Annotated in this window: 18 protein-coding genes and 1 pseudogene; 11 read left to right on the top strand and 8 right to left on the bottom strand. The window is 45.7% G+C overall.

Translation table 11 applies throughout. The features are described from left to right. Nucleotides 1–26 precede the first annotated feature (26 nt). From KHO06_RS22070 to cobA, 5 genes are all read left to right on the top strand, one after another. Entirely contained in the window at nucleotides 27–1,508 is a 1,482-nt protein-coding gene (locus KHO06_RS22070) for a nucleoside hydrolase (protein WP_212582517.1), read from the top strand. A gap of 280 nt (nucleotides 1,509–1,788) precedes the next feature. Continuing rightward, nucleotides 1,789–4,353, top strand: coding sequence for a nitrite reductase large subunit NirB (gene nirB / locus KHO06_RS22065; RefSeq protein ID WP_212582516.1), 2,565 nt, complete (start codon nucleotides 1,789–1,791; stop codon nucleotides 4,351–4,353). 13 nt (nucleotides 4,354–4,366) lie between these two features. Continuing rightward, complete coding sequence (nirD, locus tag KHO06_RS22060; RefSeq protein WP_005387969.1) at nucleotides 4,367–4,690, top strand: nitrite reductase small subunit NirD; 324 nt, start codon at nucleotides 4,367–4,369, stop codon at nucleotides 4,688–4,690. A gap of 177 nt (nucleotides 4,691–4,867) precedes the next feature. After that, nucleotides 4,868–5,716: a formate/nitrite transporter family protein gene (locus tag KHO06_RS22055; protein WP_045376802.1), complete on the top strand. Its 849-nt coding sequence runs from the start codon at nucleotides 4,868–4,870 to the stop codon at nucleotides 5,714–5,716. A 297-nt stretch (nucleotides 5,717–6,013) separates the two neighbouring features. Continuing rightward, the gene (gene cobA / locus KHO06_RS22050) at nucleotides 6,014–6,772 is read left to right on the top strand and encodes a uroporphyrinogen-III C-methyltransferase (protein ID WP_038891277.1); all 759 of its coding nucleotides are present in this window, start codon (nucleotides 6,014–6,016) and stop codon (nucleotides 6,770–6,772) included. A 21-nt stretch (nucleotides 6,773–6,793) separates the two neighbouring features. On the opposite strand, the gene KHO06_RS22045 is transcribed toward cobA, so the two are convergent. Beyond that, entirely contained in the window at nucleotides 6,794–7,234 is a 441-nt protein-coding gene (locus KHO06_RS22045) for a DUF4174 domain-containing protein (RefSeq protein ID WP_005427007.1), read from the bottom strand. A gap of 120 nt (nucleotides 7,235–7,354) precedes the next feature. On the opposite strand from KHO06_RS22045, the gene KHO06_RS22040 reads away from it, so the two are divergent. Further along, nucleotides 7,355–7,843, top strand: a complete 489-nt coding sequence (locus tag KHO06_RS22040) for an NYN domain-containing protein (protein WP_045456944.1) — start codon at nucleotides 7,355–7,357, stop codon at nucleotides 7,841–7,843. A gap of 103 nt (nucleotides 7,844–7,946) precedes the next feature. Here the strand turns inward: KHO06_RS22040 and KHO06_RS22035 are convergent, their stop codons facing one another. After that, complete coding sequence (locus KHO06_RS22035) at nucleotides 7,947–9,278, bottom strand: anaerobic C4-dicarboxylate transporter (protein ID WP_212582515.1); 1,332 nt, start codon at nucleotides 9,276–9,278, stop codon at nucleotides 7,947–7,949. Nucleotides 9,279–9,743: 465 nt separating this feature from the next. Between KHO06_RS22035 and KHO06_RS22030 the strand changes: the two genes are divergently transcribed. Then, nucleotides 9,744–11,360 (top strand): methyl-accepting chemotaxis protein, encoded by a 1,617-nt coding sequence (locus KHO06_RS22030; protein ID WP_212582514.1) that lies wholly within the window; start codon nucleotides 9,744–9,746, stop codon nucleotides 11,358–11,360. A gap of 52 nt (nucleotides 11,361–11,412) precedes the next feature. Here KHO06_RS22030 and KHO06_RS22025 read toward each other — a convergent pair whose 3' ends face one another. Next, complete coding sequence (locus tag KHO06_RS22025) at nucleotides 11,413–11,601, bottom strand: DUF2986 domain-containing protein (protein ID WP_005427046.1); 189 nt, start codon at nucleotides 11,599–11,601, stop codon at nucleotides 11,413–11,415. 72 nt (nucleotides 11,602–11,673) lie between these two features. On the opposite strand from KHO06_RS22025, the gene KHO06_RS22020 reads away from it, so the two are divergent. Together KHO06_RS22020 and KHO06_RS22015 are read left to right on the top strand one after the other, a co-directional pair. Further along, the gene (locus tag KHO06_RS22020; protein WP_038891281.1) at nucleotides 11,674–12,183 is read left to right on the top strand and encodes a GNAT family N-acetyltransferase; all 510 of its coding nucleotides are present in this window, start codon (nucleotides 11,674–11,676) and stop codon (nucleotides 12,181–12,183) included. Between the two features lie 57 nt (nucleotides 12,184–12,240). Then, nucleotides 12,241–12,636, top strand: a complete 396-nt coding sequence (locus KHO06_RS22015) for a nitrous oxide-stimulated promoter family protein (protein ID WP_212582513.1) — start codon at nucleotides 12,241–12,243, stop codon at nucleotides 12,634–12,636. A 12-nt stretch (nucleotides 12,637–12,648) separates the two neighbouring features. On the opposite strand, the gene KHO06_RS22010 is transcribed toward KHO06_RS22015, so the two are convergent. Then, entirely contained in the window at nucleotides 12,649–14,034 is a 1,386-nt protein-coding gene (locus KHO06_RS22010; protein WP_212582512.1) for an MATE family efflux transporter, read from the bottom strand. A gap of 51 nt (nucleotides 14,035–14,085) precedes the next feature. Between KHO06_RS22010 and KHO06_RS22005 the strand changes: the two genes are divergently transcribed. Further along, nucleotides 14,086–14,982, top strand: a complete 897-nt coding sequence (locus KHO06_RS22005) for an AraC family transcriptional regulator (protein WP_212582511.1) — start codon at nucleotides 14,086–14,088, stop codon at nucleotides 14,980–14,982. A gap of 117 nt (nucleotides 14,983–15,099) precedes the next feature. On the opposite strand, the gene KHO06_RS22000 is transcribed toward KHO06_RS22005, so the two are convergent. Further along, a complete protein-coding gene (locus KHO06_RS22000) occupies nucleotides 15,100–16,260 on the bottom strand; it encodes an MFS transporter (protein WP_005427080.1) in 1,161 nt (386 codons plus the stop codon). Nucleotides 16,261–16,436: 176 nt separating this feature from the next. Beyond that, nucleotides 16,437–16,871: a thioredoxin TrxC gene (gene trxC, locus KHO06_RS21995; protein WP_005427146.1), complete on the bottom strand. Its 435-nt coding sequence runs from the start codon at nucleotides 16,869–16,871 to the stop codon at nucleotides 16,437–16,439. A 165-nt stretch (nucleotides 16,872–17,036) separates the two neighbouring features. On the opposite strand from trxC, the gene KHO06_RS21990 reads away from it, so the two are divergent. Next, a complete protein-coding gene (locus tag KHO06_RS21990; RefSeq protein WP_005427093.1) occupies nucleotides 17,037–18,134 on the top strand; it encodes a ketoacyl-ACP synthase III in 1,098 nt (365 codons plus the stop codon). A gap of 100 nt (nucleotides 18,135–18,234) precedes the next feature. On the opposite strand, the gene KHO06_RS21985 is transcribed toward KHO06_RS21990, so the two are convergent. Further along, the gene (locus KHO06_RS21985; RefSeq protein WP_212582510.1) at nucleotides 18,235–19,560 is read right to left on the bottom strand and encodes a DUF1501 domain-containing protein; all 1,326 of its coding nucleotides are present in this window, start codon (nucleotides 19,558–19,560) and stop codon (nucleotides 18,235–18,237) included. Between the two features lie 9 nt (nucleotides 19,561–19,569). Further along, nucleotides 19,570–21,131: pseudogene (locus KHO06_RS21980) on the bottom strand (DUF1800 domain-containing protein). Between the last annotated feature and the right edge of the window lie 128 nt (nucleotides 21,132–21,259).

The following is a 21,259-nucleotide window of genomic DNA, read 5'->3' as shown; positions in this document are numbered from 1 at the left end:
AGACCAAAGAAGAGAAAGGAGTCTCGATGCATAACATCGGAGAGGATAAGCATAACTGTCACCCGCAAACACGAGTCTGGGTCGACACAGATATCACGATCGGACATCACGATGGCTTTAAACTTTGTGATGTCGATGATGGATACGCGTTAGGTTTACTACTAAGAAGCCAAGAAGTCGATATCGTGGGAGTAAGCTCGACACTCGGCAATTGTGATGACATTGAAGTGACCACAAGTATTGCGAGAACTTTCATTAAGAAGTTTGGACCGACTTACCTTGAAGTGTCGCAAGGGAGTGCCACTTACTTAGACTCTACGAAAGATATTCCCCCGGCCGTCAACGATCTCGCCACTCAACTAGAACAAGAGCCATTAACCATTCTTGCAATTGGCGCACTGACCAACATTGCTTTGCTCATTCGTCACTTCCCGGAACAAGCTAAGAATATTGAAAAAGTAGTGTGTGTCGCGGGTAGACGCAGTGCAGAGCAGCACTTTGTTGCCAGCAAACGCCAACCGAGACCATTTCGAGATTTAAACTTTGAAGTCGATCAAGCGGCTTTTCAAGTACTGCTCGATAGCGATATCCCAGTAACACTTGTCCCATTTGAAGCTTGCGCGCAAGTTTGGATTAACTTTAAAGAGCTTCATAAAATGAGCCACGGGAGCAGTCTTAGCCATTTCTTAGAATCCCATTCCATTGCATGGTGCGCTGAGTGGGAGGTGATCTTTGGTGCGAAAGATGGCTTTATTCCTTTTGATATGGTGGCTGCCGCTTACGTTGTGAATCCTGAATGGTTTATTTCCCGCCATTGGAAATCAAAGGTAGAGCTCGCTGCGAGTGATACAGAGAAACACAAAGAGAAAGCGTATCTGATCTGTAACGAGTCGATAGAGCAGGGGCGAGAGCTCGAATATGTGGTCGAAGTGTCACCGGATGCGGAGCCGGAAATGCTCAAGCGTCTTGCAGAACGCGACATTGGTGCTTTCGTGCTTGGCTTATCTCACATCAATGTCATTGTTGATGATGTTGATTTGGCAGCGGATTACTACCAGCGCGTGCTTGGATTTGAACGCGCACTTGATGCTCAGGGGCAAAAAATGGATTACCGTGGCGTGAGTATGGCGGAATTTAATCAAGATGCAGGGTTAGGTGGGCAAGAGGTCGTTGTTGATGTGTTATTTGTAAAGCATCCTTACGCATCAGTCTATCTTGAATTGATGAAATATCACACGCCAGTTGGGACAACCGAAATACCACCTCAACCAAAAACCTACGATATAGGTGGTCCACGTCATATTGCCCTCGAAGTCTCAAACTGTAGTGAGGTGTTCCGATACTTGAAAGAGCAAGAGGGCGTAACCATGATTGATGACTCAGATAACTATCACCCAGAAAAATTGGACGGATTCCCGATCTCGTTTTTCTACTGGATAGACAAATATGGCATTCAATGGGAAATGGAAGAAGGTCGTAGAGTAGGGACATCCCGCGGAATTATTTAACACAAACCTATGAAACCCACTTGAATTTGATTAAAAAGCAAGCGTTTAGTCGTTTGCTTTTTCTTTGTTATGAAGAAATATGACATTTATATTGGGTTGATATTAGTTGGATTACAGAAATTTTGTTTGAATTACGAAAGCAAAGGTTTAAATGCTGGTTAAAAACTGCTCCTACCCCTTTAGGGTAGTTTGATTCTGTAATTGATTTACATCATGTATTAATTTTCTTTCACATTTAACAATGAGCTCAGTGATAAGAACCTAACCCTTAGGAAGTACAATGAGCAAGTTGAAGCTAGTAGTCATCGGTAACGGCATGGTAGGCCACCGTTACATTGAAGACTTAGTCGAGAAAGCTGATATGTCTAATATGGACATTACGGTTTTCTGTGAAGAACCTCGTGTCGCATACGACCGTGTGCACCTTTCCTCTTACTTTTCTCACCATACTGCAGATGAACTTTCTTTAGTGAAAGAAGGCTTCTACGAGAAACACGGTATTAACATGCTGATCGGTGAACGCGCGATTAACATCAACCGTGAAAACCGCATTGTTTACTCAAGCACTGGTCGCGAAGTTCAATACGACAAGCTGATTCTTGCTACTGGCTCATTCCCATTTGTTCCACCTATCAAAGGTCACGAAAGCAAAGACTGTTTTGTTTACCGTACTATCGAAGATCTTAAAGCGATCGAAGCGTGTGCGAAGAAGAGCAAATCAGGCGTTGTTGTCGGTGGTGGTCTGCTCGGTCTTGAAGCAGCAGGCGCATTGAAAGCACTGGGTGTAGAAACGCACGTTGTTGAGTTCGCACCAAAGCTAATGGCTGAGCAACTTGACCTTGCTGGTGGTAACCAACTTCGTCAAAAAATCGAGCGTATGGGCGTGAACGTTCACACCAGCAAAAACACGCTTGAGATTGCGGCAGAAGGCACAAACGCACGCAACGTTATGCGTTTTGCTGACGGTTCAGAGTTAGAAACAGACTTCATCGTATTCTCTGCAGGTATTCGTCCACAAGACAAACTGGCACGCCAAATGGAGCTAGAAGTGGCACCTGGTGGCGGTGTTGCTATCAACGACCATTGTCAGACTTCTGATGAGAACATCTACGCTATCGGTGAGTGTGCGTCTTGGAACGAAATGTTCTACGGCCTTGTTGCTCCAGGCTACAAGATGGCGACAGTTGCTGTTGATCACCTACTAGGTAACACAGAAAGTAAATTCGAAGGCGCTGACATGTCTGCGAAGCTAAAACTGTTGGGCGTGAAAGTAGGTTCAATTGGTGACGCGAACGGTCGTACTGAAGGCTGTAAGAGTTACGTTTACCAAAACGAAGAGCAAGAAGTTTACAAACGTCTTATCGTTTCTGAAGACAACAAGAAACTGCTTGGCGCGGTTATGGTTGGCGATACGTCTGACTACGGCGACCTGCTTCAACTTATGTTGAACGAAATTGACCTACCAGAACACCCAGATGCGTTGATCCTTCCTGCCCACGCAGGCGCTGAGAAACCAGCACTAGGTGCAGACGCTCTACCAGAAAGCGCAGTGATCTGTTCATGTTTCGACGTGACAAAAGGCAAGATCGCACAAGCGGTTGCTGATGGTCACCACACATTGGGCGACATCAAAGCAGTGACCGGCGCAGGTACAGGCTGTGGTGGTTGTATTCCTCTAGTGACGTCTGTTCTAAATGCTGAGCTTGCTAAATCTGGCATCGAAGTGAAGAACGACGTGTGTGAGCACTTTGCATACTCACGCCAAGAGTTGTTCCACTTAATCCGCATTGAAGAGATCAAAACGTTTGATGAGCTTCTAGAGAAATACGGTAAAGGTTACGGCTGTGAAGTTTGTAAACCACTGGCTGGTTCAATCTTGGCTTCTTGCTGGGGCGAGCACATTCTTAAGCCACAACTGGTTAAGCTGCACGACACGAACGACAACTTCCTAGGTAACATCCAAAAAGACGGTACTTACTCTGTGATCCCACGTATGGCGGGTGGTGAAGTAACACCTCAAGCACTAGGCGCGCTAGCGAACGTTGCTGCAGAATACAACCTATATACCAAAGTCACTGGTGCTCAACGTATTGGTCTGTTTGGTGCTCAAAAAGACGATCTTCCAGAGATCTGGCGCAAGCTTATCGACGCTGGTTTCGAAACAGGTCAAGCATACGCAAAAGCACTTCGTATGGCGAAGACATGTGTGGGCTCAACTTGGTGTCGTTACGGTGTTCAAGATTCTGTTGGTCTAGGTTCTTACATCGAGAACCGTTACAAAGGCATTCGTACACCTCATAAGATGAAGTTCGGTGTTTCTGGCTGTACTCGTGAGTGTGCGGAAGCACAAGGTAAAGACCTTGGCATCATCGCGACTGACGCGGGTTGGAACATGTACGTATGTGGTAACGGCGGTATGAAGCCTCGTCACGCAGACCTACTTGCAAGCGATCTAGATAAAGAAACGCTAATCAAGTACATCGACCGCTTTATGATGTTCTACATCCGTACTGCTGCGCCACTACAACGCACATCAGTTTGGATGGAAAACATGGAAGGTGGCGTTGACTACCTACGCGAAGTGATTGTTAACGACAAGCTTGGCATCAACGCTCAACTAGAAGCTGACGTAGCGAAGCTTGTAGACGAGTACGAGTGTGAGTGGACTGCGACCATCAACGACGAATCACAACTGACTCGTTTCGCGCACTTCATCAACTCTGACAAGCGCGATGACAATGTTGTGTTTGTACAAGAGCGTGAACAGCACCGCCCAGCAACCTTCACGGAAAAACACCCTGAAGCGAAAGGCGACATCCTACACGTAGCGATCACTGAAGCATAAGGGAAGGTTGATTATGTCATTTGAAAAGATTTGCCAAATCAGCGACATCGTACCGGGCACAGGTGTTTGTGCACTGGTTGATGGTCAGCAAGTTGCGGTATTCCGCCCAACACAAGCAGAAGAAGTGCTGGCGATCAGCAACACAGACCCGTTCTTCCAATCAAACGTGCTTTCTCGCGGTTTGATCTGTGAGCACCAAGGCGAGCTTTGGGTGGCAAGTCCACTTAAGAAGCAACGCTTTAACCTGACAACAGGTGCGTGCATGGAAGACGAGCGTTTTAGCGTGAAAGCATACAAAACGCGCGTAACCAACGGCGAAGTAGAAATTTCTGCATAAGCTTGGTTTCCATTCCCTCCTCTAAGGGGGAGGGAATGAACCCAAATCTAGATTTAATAGGTAAAGGCTTTCCGTAGTTCATCTGCGGGGACAGGGAAGCTAGGTGTTACACAGCGGCAAGCCTTTCTCTATTCAATCTTTAATTTTTAACTTTCACTTTTGAATAAGGACACATTCATGTCTACTGATTATAAGCCTGCAGAATTCGTTCAAACCATGATCAACGTGGGTGAAGCGAAAACCAACACTAGCACTCGCGATTTGCTACTTCGCGGTACTATGGCGGGTATCATCCTATCGTTAGCGGTTGTTGTTGCGATTACCACTATGGTTCAAACTGGTATTGGCATCGTAGGTGCGCTTGTCTTCCCAGTTGGTTTCGTGATTCTAAGTGTGATGGGTTACGACCTAGTAACCGGTGTTTTTGGTCTAGCGCCTCTGGCAAAGTTTGCAAACCGTCCTGGTATCACTTGGGGTCGTATCTTCCGTTGTTGGGGTCTTGTGGGCTTGGGTAACCTTATCGGTTCTCTAATTGTTGCTTACCTAGTGGCTATCTCTCTAACAGGTAACTTCTCTCTAGAACTGAACGCAGTAGCGAAGAAATTCATCGCTGTTTCTACCGCACGTAGCCTTGGTTTTGAAAACATGGGTATGGACGGATGGATCACGTGTTTCGTACGCGGCATCTTCTGTAACCTAATGGTGTGTCTAGGCGTTATCGGCAACATGACTGCACGTTCAGTGTCTGGTCGCGTAGCAATGATGTGGTTCCCAATTTTCATCTTCTTCGCACTAGTATTTGAGCACACGGTAGTAAACATGTTCCTATTCCCACTAGGTATGATTCTAGGTGCGGATTTTGGTATCGCGACTTGGTTGAACTTCAACCTTATCCCAACAATCCTAGGTAACATTGTTGGTGGTCTAGTAATGACTTGTATTCCACTGTACCTAACTCACGCAAAAACTGCGCCTTCTATCAATGCTGAAGAAGAAGTAAAAGCAGAGCCTGTAATGGCTAAGTAATCGAGGTTTATTGCCAATATTAGGTAATGAACGAGTCGGGAGTCTCTTTAGACTTGAGCTGAGAGATTCCCGACTGCGCTCCTTCGTCACTCTCAGGAATGACTTAAAAGGAGCAATTCAACAAAGACTGCTCATCTAATGCGATGACAAGCAAAGCGATAAGCCTGTCATTCCCTATATGGAGGAACGACAGAGTAGGGAATCTCGTTCCCATCTACGAATAAGCTATTTGGCTATAAAAAGCGCTTCTTTGCCAAGAGTCCCTCTTTATATCTAAATTTTTCGATAGGCGTTGATATGACTACTGCTCACTCATCTTTAAACAGCGGCTTTGTTTCTCTTGTTGGTGCAGGTCCTGGTGATCCTGACTTGCTCACAGTAAAAGGCTTAAAAGCCATTCAAGCGGCTGAAGTTGTTGTGTACGACCGTTTGGTGTCGAAAGACATTCTTGAATTGGCTCATGCATCAGCAGAGATGATCTACGTAGGCAAAAAATTAGACTTTCACTGTGTACCTCAAGATCAAATCAACCAAATCTTGGTGCAGAAAGCACAAGAAGGTAAGCGTGTTGTACGTCTGAAGGGCGGCGATTCATTTATCTTTGGCCGTGGTGGTGAAGAGCTAGAAGAATTAGCGGAATTTGGCATCAAATATGAAGTAGTTCCAGGTATCACAGCGGCAGCGGGTGCAACGGCTTATGCCGGTATTCCATTAACGCACCGCGACCATGCGCAAAGCGTTCAATTTATCACTGGTCATGTACAAAAAGATGGTCGTGAGATTGAATGGCACTCGCTAGCGCAGTCAAACAACACGCTTGTTTTTTATATGGGTTTGAAGCAAAGCGGTCATATTATGGACAAGCTGATCACACATGGATTAGACCCAGAAATGTCATGCGCAATCATTGAGAATGGCACGCGCCCAGAACAACGAGTGTTCCAAGGTAAGTTGAATGAACTTTCTAGCATGGCAGAGCAAGCAGTGAGTCCTGCACTGATTGTGGTAGGAAGTGTGACGCAGCTGCACAACAAACTGGATTGGTTTGGACGATAACAACGGCCTTTTCGTTTAATACTAAATCGCGCAAGGATTGCGTTTCTGTTGCATCTCTCTTTTCCGCATTGGCATTTCATCGATAAGGTTGTTGATGAATTGCCAATCGGTCTTCGCTCCCCAGCGGTGTTTCTCTTCGCCATCTTTACCCAAAAGAATCGCAGTGTGTTGACCTGCTTTGACTTCGTAGAGAGCAGCCAGCATTTTTAAGTCGAACTCCTCTTTTAGCCATGAAGGTTCAGTAAAACCGTCCTCAGCAATCACTAAAGTGATCACGTCGCGATCTTCCAATTCACATTCATTCATGAGGGCCTCAAGCAAAAACTGTTTAACGTGGTCGTCATTAGCAGGCGCAAAATACAACACGCTACGATGCGGCCAGTATTGGGCATGCGCTGGATAGCCAAATACCGGGCTCGATATGAGGCATGAAAGCAACAGGGCAATGATTGTCTTACTCATGGCTTCACTCCTAGTAACGCGAATACCAAGTTATACGGTAAGTTTAGTGGAATTAGCTCATTGTGCTTTGGTGCAAAGTGGCATAGGGTATGCGACAAACAAATAAAGCGTATTAAATAGATGAATTCTGAAAGCAAACAAAAGATCGCAATCTTGGTCGATGTACAAAACGTGTACTACACCTGTCGTGAAGCGTACCGCAGCAATTTTGATTACAACCAGTTTTGGTATGTCGCGACACAAGGGAAGGAAGTGGTGAGTGCACGAGCTTATGCAATTGCGAGTAACGATCCTAAGCAGCGCCAGTTCCACCATATTTTGCGTGGTGTTGGCTTTGAGGTGATGCTCAAGCCTTACATTCAACGCCGTGACGGCAGTGCGAAAGGTGACTGGGATGTGGGTATCACGCTAGATGCGATTGAAATTGCCCCTGAAGTGGATGAAGTAATACTGGTATCAGGCGACGGTGATTTCAGTCTGTTGGTGGAACGCATTCAGCAACGCTTCAACAAGAAAGTCACTGTGTATGGGGTACCAAGGCTAACTTCCCAAACCTTGATTGATTGCGCGGACCATTTTGTTGCTGTCGATGAGGACTTTCTTCTTTAATCTCTCCTCACGGTATAGCTTCGAGAAAAAAGAAAAGGGCGAGTCACTTCAGGCTGTACGCAAACGTACAATGACTCGCCCCATATTCTGTCTAATGAATAGGTTATGACGGAATGATCATTTGCCCTAGCAAGTAACCCAAACAACACGCACCAATCACGCCGATTAAACCCACAGACATGAATGAGTGGTTGAAGTACCACTTGCCAATCTTAGTCGTACCTGAGGTATCGAAGTTCACAGTCGCGATATCTGAAGGGTAGTTTGGAATAAAGAAGTAACCGTAAACCGCTGGCATCAAACCGATAAGCAGTGCTGGCTCTAAACCTAGACCTAAACCGACCGGTAACATCATGCGAGCTGTCGCTGCTTGAGAGTTCACCACTACAGATACGATGAATAGCGCAAGCGCGAACGTCCAAGGGTAGTTGGTAACCATCTCTACGATGCCGGATTTAAATTGAGGCATTGCGTATTGGAAGTAAGTATCTGACATCCATGCAATACCGAAGATAGCAATCGCCGCCACCATACCTGACTTGAACACTACGCCATTTGGTACATCGCGAGGATCGGTCTTAGTCGCTAGCAAAATGATACCGCCGAAGCAGAGCATCATCATTTGAATCACAACTGCCATACTGATTGGCTTGGAGCCTTCAGCGATGGTACGGACTTCTGGCCACATCGCGATAACGACAATCACAAGAATCGATAGGATGAACAGCAGAACAGAGTTACGAGCACTAGACGGCAGTAATTCATCCAAAGAGGTTGCTGTTGTGTTTAAGATCTTGTCGCGCCAAACCGGATCTTTTAGGCGCTCTTGATACTCTTCATCGTCTTCAAGCTCTTTGCCGCGTTTCAAGCTGTAAAGAGACATCAGCAATGTACCGAACAAGGTCGCAGGCACTGTGACAAGAAGAATCGATAGCAAGGTAATTTCGTGTTGAATGTCAGAAAGCTGCGCTAGGTAGTATACCACTGCCGCCGAAATCGGTGATGCTGTAATGGCGATTTGAGAGGCAACCGATGCCGCAGCCATCGGGCGCTCAGGGCGAATGCCGTTTTTCAGCGCAACGTCGCCAATGATTGGCATGATGGAGTAAACCGCGTGACCAGTGCCAAGTAGGAAGGTCATAAAGTAAGTTACGAACGGTGCAATAAGAGTGACGCGCTTGGGGTTCTTACGTAGTACGCGTTCTGCCACCTGCAACATGTATTTTAAGCCACCTGCGGCTTCAAGAATGGAGGCACAAGTGACCACCGCGAGGATGATCAGCATTACGGTCACTGGCGGAGACGTTGGAGGCATCTTGAAGATGAAAACCTCAATCACCAGACCAATACCAGAAACGACACCAAGACCAATGCCGCCATACCGTGAGCCGATATACAGCATCACGAGCAAAAATAGAAACTCAAGATACAACATGTTTAATTTCCTTATTAGAAACAGGGACTTCTATTGTTTCGGTATTGAAGGAAAAAATACTTAGCCTTGTTCACATTCCATTTTATAAGAAACAGCAATGTCCAATAATTGGGAATAACTCACGCTACGGAGCACAAGTGTTACGCGGCGTTTGTCGCAGTGTTGAACGAATGTTTGTATCCGCGGGTGGTTAAGTTAATTGCGTCCAAAATGGTGCAATAATCGACGTTAACAGGTTGTAATTTAAGCAATGAGTAACATGTGCATAAAAACGTAATAAGTGATGGGTTTGGCTATATTGGCTGCTTTCATAATAACCGCAACGCATAATAATGTGAGCGCGTAAGCAGGTAAGATACTTCGCGATAACAAATATTAAAAAAATTGATATGCATCAGGATAAGTATCTGGTTGTTTTATAGATTTTGCTTTCCAGTTGGAAAACACAATAAAAATGGCTTAATTATGAAACTTAGTAACCTATCCGTTAGAAACAAGCTGCTTGCGCTTGTTATTTTCTCTGCATTCCTTCTGATTGCGGCTTGCTTATACAACTTAAACGAACAACGTAAAAACTCGTTAAGCGAACGAGAGAGCAAACTTAGTGCACAAGTTGAAGTTGCCATTAGCTTGATTGACCATTACTACCAGCAGCGGAATGAGTTGGGGGTTGAGGATGCAAAACAACAAGCGCTGAATGCGATCCAAACATTGCGCTATGACAGCAACAACTACTTCTGGGTACTGACGCCTGAACTCAAAGTCTTGCTTCACCCGACTAAACCTGATCTCAACGGTGCGGATGCGAGTAATTTTAAAGATGGAGCAGGCAAGTTCCACTGGCGTGAAATGGCTCAGATAGCCAAAACTACGCGCTCAGGGTTTTTGGATTACCACTGGAAAAGCCCAGAAGGGAAATTGAAAGATAAGATCTCCTACGTACAAATCTACCCTGAGTGGCAATGGATCGTTGGCTCAGGCATCCTTGTTGCCGATATTCAAGAAGCCTTTTACAAAGAAGCGATCAAAGAGGCAATCATCGCTACGGTATTAATTGGTGCGTTAGCGGTTCTCGGTTATATCATTTCAAGTAATATCATTGACCCTCTTCAAAGACTGATCAGCAACACCCACAAAATTGCCGATGGTGATCTCACTGTGCGCCTAAATGCATCTCGTAAAGATGAGCTGGGTGAGATGAGTAACGAGATTGACCGTATGCTAGAAAAGCTACAAGGGACTTTACTCGCGGCCCATGAATCTGCGCAGCAGTCTGCCAATATGGCACAAAGCATTGCACAAGCAAGTGAAGAGGCTGCAACCAGTGTAAACAGTCAGCATGCACAGTTAGAGCAACTTTCAACAGCAATGACGGAAATGAGTACCACCATTTCAGATGTCGCCAACAATGCAGAGAATACAGCGCACAGCACGGCACTTGTAACCAATCATGCCGAGCAAAGCGGGAAAGATATGCAGCAAACTTCTCAAACCATTGCTGAAGTCTCTCAAGACATCGCCGCTGCGGACCAGATGGTCGCAGAGCTTCAAGCGGGTGTGAATGAAATCCGAGCGGTTGTGAGTGTGATTCGAGAAGTTTCTGAGCAAACAAACTTGCTTGCTTTAAATGCAGCGATTGAAGCAGCACGAGCTGGTGAGCAGGGCCGTGGATTTGCCGTTGTTGCCGATGAAGTACGAAACCTTGCGAGTCGCACACAGCAATCGACCGACGAGGTTCAACAGACTATAGACTCACTGATTGAGCGTACAGAGCGTACCGTCAAAGCGATGGAGCGAAGCAATGCAAAAGTGGAGCTGAGTGTCGGCATTTCAGAATCTACGCAAACGCAATTAGAAACCATGGTTGAGGAGTTGATACGTTCGAATGACATGGTGGCTCAGATTGCTGCAGCGTCAGAGCAGCAAGGCTTAGTGGCGAACGAGATGACGCAAAATGTCACGACCATTCACCTAGCGGCAAATGAAGTGAAAGAAGCGTCACAAATGCTTGCAGAGGAAAGCCAGCACTTAGCGGCAACCTCAGAGATTCTCCATGATCAACTGAGATACTTTAAAGTCTAATTTTTAAGTACAAATCCAAGTAAAAGAAAAGCCGCGTTATGCGGCTTTTCTTTTATGCTTCATCTGTTGCTTGAGTCTCTTCAGCTACTTGTGAAGTTTGCTCATTTGCTTGCTCTTCGGCTTCCATCTTCGCGCGTTCTGCTTTTGAGATGTAGCGAGGCTTGTTGCTCTTATGAAGCTTTGCATTTTGTTTTTTCAACTTCGCTTTTAAGATCGAGTTGATTTTCTTCTTGCGGTTCATGGTGTTGGTCCTTTAATTTAGCGGAGCAGGATAGTGATTTTTCCGTCAAGTTACAACCCTAATGGATTCCCTATGAAAACACTTATTACTGAGCGCCTCACACTGCGTCTTGTTAGTGTAGAAGATGCGCCGTTTATTTTAGAACTCTATAATCAACCGGATTTTTATCGCTTCGTTGGTGACAAACAAATTCGAACCCTAGAAGAAGCTGAGCGTTATATCGAAGACAACATGCTACGCATGCAAGAGCTGAAAGGAGTCAGCTTGCTGGTGGTAGAAACCAAGCACGAACAACAACCCATCGGTATTTGTGGTTTGGTAAAGCGTGACACATTAACCGCATTTGATATTGGCTACGGTTACTTACCGAGCGCTTATGGTAAAGGTTACGCTGCAGAAGCCGCTCGTGTCGTTGTGGATTTTGCTCGTGACGAAATGAAAATAGAAAACTTGGTCGCCATCACCAATAATGACAATATTCGTAGTATAAGTTTGCTAGAAAAATTGGGGTTTCAGTTTGAACGTGTCGAGCAGACTTACGATAATGGTCGGACTCTACAACTGTACACCATGAAGTTGTAACCAGATAAGCTTCGATTAAGATACACCAATCAACGGCGTGTTAGCTTGAGGAAAAGAATGAGCAACATTTTATTAGGCAAACTCGCCACAGAATTTAAAACCGTTAAAGCGATGGTGGAGGTTTACTGTAAAGACCACCACGGCACCAAAGGTGAGTTGTGCGCGGAATGTCGTGAGTTATTAGAATACGCGGAAGTGCGGCTTGATCGTTGCCCTTACGGAGAAGACAAGCCGACTTGCAACCAATGCCCAATTCATTGCTACAAGCCCGAGCCTAAAGAGCAAATGCGTTTAGTAATGCGTTACTCGGGGCCGAGAATGCTGCTAAAGCATCCAATCTTAGCGATTCGACACCTGTTACATGAGAAGCGGAAGGTTCCTGACAAGCCTGCTGCCAACGCATCTAATCGCCATAAACGCATGAGTACGGAGCGCGAAGCGAAGAAATCCTAGCCAACAGTAGACTTAAGACGTTGTCACCACCGTTAAGTTCTTAATCCAATATTTTTTGGTGTATCGGTGATAGCACAACGCCAGTTTAACGACTTCTTCCACAATCATTAACCCATAGACGTATTTGAACTCCCAACCCAGTACAAATGCTGCAGTGGCACAAAGTGGCAGCCCAGTCATCCACATTGCAATAAAGTCCATTCGTAGGCAAAACACGTTGTCGCCACCGGCGCGGATAATGCCGTTAATGATGATCATGTTGAGCATTCGCAGCCAAATTGCACTGCAAAGGATAGCAACTGCTGGCGCTGCTAGTGGGTAAAGCTCAGGGTTGTCCAAGTTTAAAGCCGCAATGATCAATTCACGATTGAGCAGCAACAAAGTGCCAATCGAAATGCCAAATACGAACACTGCTTTAATAAAAAAGCGCGCCATGTACTCGGCCTGTTCAAAAGCATCACGGCCCAGAGATTGGCCAATCATTACAGAGCACGCGACTGAGATGCCAAAGAAGATCGAGTAACACAAAGATTCAAACGGTCCCAACATATTGAATACCGCAAGCTCCGTTGTACCCATGTGTCCAAAAATCATCTGATACACCAAAGTGCCAATCGCCCACAACAATGCGCCTAGCGTCATTGGTAGTGCTAATCGACGGTACGAAAGCCACAGCGAAGGGCGCTCAGAGCCTTCTTGAGCTTCCAGTAACCAATGTTTGCGCCAGCGCATGTAACCGAGCATGGCAAAGACTTGAAACAAACGAGAAATCGTCGTCGCTAATGCCGCACCTGCCACCCCCATAGCCGGAATGCCGAAGCCACCTTTGATAAGCCAAAAGTTAAGCGCAATATTCAATATGATGGTGACGCCTCCCATTAATAAAGGAGTGACGGTGTCACCTGAAGAGCGCATGCTCGCTTCTAATACAATAATGATATGAGTCAGCAACAAAACAGGGAACGCATACCAAAGGTAAATCGAGCCAAGTTCAATCACCTGAGTGTCGTTAGTTTGCAAACGCATGATCAATTCACTTCCAAGCGTGATAATCAGCGTGACAGGAATCAAAACTTTTAAGCCAAAACGAATGGCAATGCCATTGACTGTTTTTGCACTGACCGCATCTTCACGTCCCCAATATTGCGCGACAAGCGTGCCATTTGCTGATGCTAAACCCGCCATGATCATAATGGCGACAAAATGCCATTTTGATGCAATTCCCACAGCTGCCGTTGCTTCTTTACCAAAGTCACTAACCATGAGAACATCGGCTAATGCAAGTATCGCTACCAATGCACTCTGGATCGCGACAGGGAAGCCTAATTGGATAATCTGCTTTAATAGCCCGCTAGATATGGGTTTATCTCTATTTTTGATTCCAATATCGTTCATCATAGTTACTCCTCAATTCGGGAAGAAATATAAAGCCAATAGGAAAATAAAAACATGTTCGAAAAATCACAAAACCTGTGCAAATCCGTCATTGAGCAATTTTCCTCCAAAACAGAATGGCATGATGACACGTACCTTGCTCCTGCTTGTAAAGAGCGATTTCTCACGTTAACCGAAATTCCGGAATGGCGTCGGGCGGATATTCTTATGGGCGGGTTAGCTGAACTGCATGATGGTTATCGCGTTGAGCGGAACAAAGTTGGCGTGCACACCTTGCTGTTTACGGTTGAAGGTGGCGGTGTACTTATTACGCCTGATTTCGTCAAAGAAATTGAACCTTATACGTTGACTATTTTGCCAGTGGATACCTGTTTTCGTTTTGAGATGAATCCAAACAAAGGTCATTGGAAGATGATTTGGCTCCTGCCACAAGATACTGAGCTTTGGCAGCACCTTTATAACCTTGGACAAACTATTATCCCTTTTCGCGGAGCAGAACAGATCTGGTCACTGATGAGCTTACTCTATGGAGAAATCGGCGGGAGGATGGGTTTTCGTCAGTTATTGATTAGTGAGGTTCAACGATTGGTGAAGAGTGTAGAAACACCGATCAGCAGTTCGCTCTCGCGTGTTCAAACGCTGTTTAATGAGGTTGAGGGGCAACTGCATTTACCTTGGACCATTGCTGAGATGGCCAAGCGTTGTTTTATCAGCGAAGAACAATTTAATCGGCTTTCCAAGCAACTATTCAACATGAGTCCAAGGAGTAAGTTAATTGAGCTTCGCATGCACAAAGCGGCGGACTTGTTACAGTACCCAGCTTGGTCAGTCGCCATGATAGCAAACCGATTGGGCTATAGAGACCCTTACAACTTCACGCATCGATTTAAAAAGTTTTATGGGACGTCGCCAACACGTTATCGTAAAAAGCTATTAGAAAACCAGCGCTAAAGAGCGATGCGCGTTTCTTTTGAAGTGAATAGGTGACATGAAATAATGAATCGAAGAGATAGATCAAAAAACGAGGGCATGAACCCTCGTTTTTGTCTTGTTGGGAGAGGTTATAAATTACAAACCTGCCGCCATTTGATGTTTTGACTTAGTTGCTGCGATGAGCATGTAGATACAAGTCGCAAGCAGTGCGGCGAACAAGTAACCCAACAGTCCGTGCATTTGACCCATGAATTTATCAGCAACCACTGGGCCAGCCACTGAACCTACGCTGTAACTGAACAACATAACTTGCGTTGCAGATACGATGAAACGCTCGTCTAATCCTTCACAACCCAGGTTAATTGCGATTGGGTATAGTGCAAATGTCGCCATGCCCAATAGGAACAGTGCCGCTGCAAGTACTACCGCTGATGAAGATACAAAAGTCAGGCCGATAGAAAAAATACCAAGGATACAGAAAAACGCCATCAATACAGTACGAGCCATGTATTTGTTTAACGTGGTAACCATAGGTTGAACCAGCATACCGCCAAGGATCACAAGCGCCATCAACGTACCAATGTCTTGGTGGCTAATCTTACGGTTTGCAAGCTCTACTGGCATCAGGCCGTAGATTGCACCCAAAGTTAAACCCGAAACAATACAACCAATGATGGCTGCGTGGCTTAGCTTAGAAATTTGCTTAAACGATAGTGCTGTTGATTCATGGCTGTTTGGCTGTTCGCAATCAATAAAAAGCAAAACCAGAATTGCCATTAGGATCAAAGTGGTGATCGCAACAAAAGGAACGCCGCCGCTTACACCAAGGATACCAATACCAAACTGACCAAGAGCAGAGCCACCGTATAGAGATAGCATGTAAAGGCTTAAGCGTTTTGCGCGAGAAGACTCATCGCCGGACATCAACCATGATTCCACAATCACAAATACGCCAGCAACCGCCATACCTGCGATGAAACGTGCAGCGAGCCATACCATGCCATTTGGAATAAGTGGAAGGGCAACGATCGTCAGTGAGAAGGTCGCCAAACAGCCAACAAACGCTTTACGGTGTCCAACACTACGAACAATACGCTCAAAGAAAATAGCACCAACTAATAGGCCACCATAAAACACACTCGCCAACCAACTCGCGTAATCAGCAGAGATGTTGTATTCACCAAGCATAAGAGGGATCAAGCTCATCAAATAGCCTGATGCCACTGCATAAAGAGACAGTGCTACGACAGGAACTGTGACTCGTGGTGATACTGAAGGAATGGCTGTGTTTTCCAATGTTTTGCGCCTATAAGTTAAGTGAAAATCAGGGTTTATTCGGCGCGAATATGAGGCTAATTAATAGGCAAGTAAAATGATATATTTGTGTCGTTTCGACAAAAGAAATTTATCGAAATTCTATGAAGAAAAGCTGAATAAAAACGCCAGCCTAAGAATAAGGCTGGCGAAGAGATTTATTTGCTAAGTGCTTGATTTAACCACTGATCAAATTGAGTTTTTGGTAGGGCGCCGTTGATCATGTCGACGCGTTGGCCGTTCTTAAAAACCATAATGGTTGGGATACTACGAATACCAAATTGCGCTGCCAACTGTTGTTGCGCTTCGGTATCAATCTTGACAAAACGTGCGTTTCCGGTCTGTTCTTGCGCGACATCCTCAAAAACAGGAGCAAAACCAACACAAGGGTTACACCACGGTGCCCAAAAATCGACCACAACCGGTGTGTTGCTCTCTAGCAGCGCCGAAAAGTTATCGATAGTGCCTTCTACCGGTGAACCATCAAATAGAGCGTTCTTGCATTTACCACAACTAGCAGCTTCTGCAACTCGCTCATTAGGGACACGATTTAAACCGCCACAAGACGGACAACGAGTTTTAAACGATGACATGACTTCTTCCTTTATGACAACTTCATGAAAACATGACTTACCAGTCAGCCTCATAATTTGTATACTTATTTTTTAGCCTGCCGAAATATAAGACGGCAAGTCTGTATTTGGACCCGAACAGGTTCTAAGAAATTTCATTAAAATACAACAATAAATAGGTCTGCGATGACAAATTACTACGCTGAAATTACCGGTTGGGGAAAATGTCTTCCACCAGCTACGCTCTCTAACGATGACCTTAGCACTTTCCTTGAAACTTCAGATGAATGGATTCGCACCCGTACTGGTATCGAAAACCGTCGCATTAGCCACGTAAACACGTCGGATATGGCAACGGTCGCTGCGCAACATGCGATGGCCCGTGCAGGTGTAGAAGCGAGTGACATCGACCTAATCATTGTTGCGACTTGCTCTCCTGATTCACTTATCCCAAACATTGCTTCTAAAGTACAACAGAACCTTGGTATCCGTTCTGCTGCCGCATTCGATTTAAACGCAGCATGTACTGGCTTTGTGTATGGCCTAGAAACTGGCACACGTTTGATTCAATCAGGTAATTACCGTAACGCGATTATTATTGGTGCTGAGCGCCTGTCTTTCTACATTGACTGGGCAATGCGAGATACTGCTGTATTGTTCGGCGATGGTGCAGGAGCCGTCGTACTTACTCGTACAGAACAAGAAACCGGTCTACTGCAGTCACAAATTGGTTGTGATGCGAAAGGTCGTGACATTCTTTCCGTGCCTAAGTTTGGTACATGTATGGATCGTTTTGCTGAAGATAACGGTTACTGGGACTTCAACTTTGTCGGACAAGAGATCTTCAAACGCGCAGTTAAAGGCATGGGGCTGGCTGCGAAAACGGTTCTGAAAGCTTCTGAACTAACCACAGATCAAATCGACGTGGTAATCCCACACCAAGCAAACATCCGTATTATCCAAACGCTGTGTGACCTTTCTGGTATTCCACAAGAAAAAGCGTTTGTGAACATCCAAAACTACGGCAACACATCAGCAGCGACTGTGCCAATTGCACTGTGTGAAGCGCTAGAACAAGGCCGTGTTAAGCCAGGCGACAACATGCTATTAGCAGCGTTCGGTGCTGGTTTGACATGGGGTGCAGCGGTACTGAAATGGGGTGACCGCGTAACGCCTATTGCTGAAAGTGACGCAGCGCTACCTGAAAGCGATAAGACAGCACTTGAGCTTTTAGAGCGAGCAATCAAGCTATGTAACGAACGCCCTCGTGGTGAAGACGCATAACTAGCGCTAGCGGCTAACTGGTCAAAACAAGTAATAAGCGAAAGGGAGCATAACGCTCCCTTTTTTGTGCTTATCTCGCAGGTGTTAAGACATAAAGGCGTTACGACATAAAGCCAAGGTTTGGTGACCGGAAATTTCGGATGTTAGGGAACACATAATCCAACGCTGCACCATCGGTAATACCCATCCATTGGGCTAGAGTTGATCCTACTTGGTCGGTTCCGATTTTAGGAATCAAACGTCCTTTCGAATAATCATCCTCTCCACCTAATACCAGTTCAGGCCAAGTGCCAATTGGCTTCGAGCCATTTACCGCACCACCCATAATCAACTGATGCCCACCCCAGCCGTGATCGGTACCATTTCCGTTGTTTGTCATCCGACGGCCAAAGTCAGACATGGTAAAAGTAGTGACATTGTCACGTATTCCTAAAGCACCTATTGCACGATACATGGCCAATAGATTGGTGGCTAGATCGCCAAGTAACGCAGGGTGTTTGGAAAGCTGAGAATCATGAACGTCATATCCCGTATGTTTTACAAAGAAAACTTGTCGCTGCTGGCTTAAATGACTTTGGCTTGCGATCAACTTGTAGACTGTTTGCATCTGTTTACCGAGCGTTGTTGATGTGAACAAAGGGGCGTTTTCTACGTTGTGCAGTTGTTCTGCTAAAACACCGCTCATGGTCATTGATTCATCGACCATCAGATTAAAATGACCACTGAAAGGGTTACTGGCAGAAGTAGCAAGAAGTTGGTCGTAGACTTCTTTGTATCGAGGGTTCCCAAGCGCACTCAATTGAACTGCTCGGTCTTTCTTAAGAACCGTTTGTCGGTGCTCAAGGGAGCGCAACCACAATGAATCACCGTGTACGCTGTATAGTGGCGTGATGTTCGAATGTGAACTCATCACATCAAGCATTCTGCCTGCCCAACCAAGATTAGCGAACGAACTCATACCGCCGCGCATCAAGGCATTGGTTTGTGAGTTATGGGAGAAGAGCTGGTCGGGTAACGGGACTTCACCCGCGTCGATCATTCCCTTCGTCATGGGGTGTTCAAGAACTCCGCAATTAAGAACAACAGTTGCATCTCCGTTGTCAAATAGCTCCGTCAATCGAGCCAACTTAGGGTGCATGCCTAACGGCACATCATTTCCTTGTCTATCTTCCGCATTCAACCCGATAGGGATGATGCTGTTTTTAGCGACGGAAAGTTTGCCTCTAACATTCGCGTATTGGTCGTAATGAAAATCAGACAGAGGTAAGAATGTATTGATTGCATCATTGCCGCCATCTAAATAAACGCAGATTAGAGCACGAAAATCATTACTTGGTGAAGCCAAGGCATAGCCGGGAAGCCCAACGGAAGCGAATGCGCCCAGAGAAGCGGTTCCTTTCATAAAATTGCGTCGTGATAGTTTCATAATTCGCTCCTAATTTTGAATGTAGAATTCGCTGCCAGAAATCGCGGTGAAAATCACTAAGGCAAGTTTGGTGGTGGGTACATAATTGGTTTTGTACTCATTCAATGCGTTATGCATGATTTGTTGCAGCTGTGGTGACGCTGTACTTGCAAAGAAGCGCGCATCGATGGCTTCAACTAATGCATCATGGTCATCGAGTAACGCGTACAGCTCCGTCATGTCGAGTGTGTAGGTCGAACCATATCCCTTGCGAACACTGTAAAGCATGAAGTTAACGGACTCTGTGTACACAGACCAATCCAGTAACTCGTACTCAGGGGAAACCATCCCGTTAAAGACAAAGTCTGCCGAAGGTTGGTAATCGGGTGAATAGAAGTTAAATACAGAAGGTGAGCGCAACGGACCTTGATTGGCGATGTTCATCACTGAAACGGCGCCATCGTATCGTGCTGCACTAAGCGTGAACCCCGCAGCACGATGGAATTGGTAAGAACTAAGATTGGCTCTTTCACTTTGATAGGGCGAACTTCAGTCAGCCCCCGAGCCTCATCGTCAAGTAAGATAGCACGAATAACGGCATCAAGATCGCCTTTGGTGCCGTGGCCATTGTTATTGAACACGGTTGCTACTCGGGCTACATATCCCGGCGTAGGGTTGGACGTCACAAAGCGTTGGATGAGCAGCTTAGAGACAAAAGGAGCAATATTATCGTGGTTCATTAAAATATCGACCACTCGCTCAAGCTCTTCCTCCGCGGTTAGACCTGCAGGAATGGTAGTGCCCAGTACCGTTTTTTCATTCGTATCATGGCGATTTTTAATTACCCGCATCGGCAAAACGAACGCAGTATCCGATTTATTCCAACCAGTTAGCGCACGAGCTAGCTCTTGGATGTCGGTTTGCGTGTAAGTTGCGAGAGCATGCCCCGTTTTTTGATCGTATTTAATGCTCCCGTCTAGGTTGAGCTGATACAAACCAATACTGAAAAGCTGCATTAGTTCGCGAGCAAAGTTCTCGTCTGGAAGCGCACCAGTGTTTACGTTTTCTTTGGCGCTGCCCATCATCGACAAATAGTTCCCCATAACAGGGTGCTTTGCCGTTTTTAGCAGTAACTCTCGGTAGTTCCCAAACGCGTTTTCAACCAGTAGATCATAATAATTCACGAGACCTTCAGGCTTGCTGCTCAGAATACCACCATGCTTAGATACAACCAGGATTTGGCTAAGGGCAAAGGCCATGCGTTGTCTGAGTTGATCCTCTGCGGTGAGGGCGATTTGATACCAAGCGTTTTCACGGTTTGCTTGAGCCCCTTTACTAAAGGGCGTGAAGTAAAGATCACTGTGATAAGTCGGTGGGAGAAGAATTTGTTCTGAAATCCAGTCCTCGTAATTGGTCTGGTTGACTTGGTCGATTAAAGCAGGAGTAGGACCAAATGTGGTTTGATATAAAAAGCGTGCAGTAGGTAGATCTGGATCGTCCTCGTCAGCCGATACTGGCCCAACAAAGAAAAGCAGCATGGCAACAAAGCCTAATACCCAGCAAGAAATCTCATTCTGTTTCTGACGTCTCATAGTTAACTCGCTTACCCAAAGGAACGACTTAAATCCATTTAACGGGAGTAATGAAGCTCATGGTGAGCTAATTAATAAATTTAGTAAAATCAAGCAGCTGCAGAACGGATTATAGACGGTAAAATTTG

This window comes from Vibrio sp. B1FIG11, assembly GCF_905175335.1.
GTDB lineage: Bacteria > Pseudomonadota > Gammaproteobacteria > Enterobacterales > Vibrionaceae > Vibrio > Vibrio campbellii.
The sequence above is the reverse complement of the archived record's forward strand: the minus strand, read 5'-3'. Positions and strand labels throughout refer to the sequence as shown.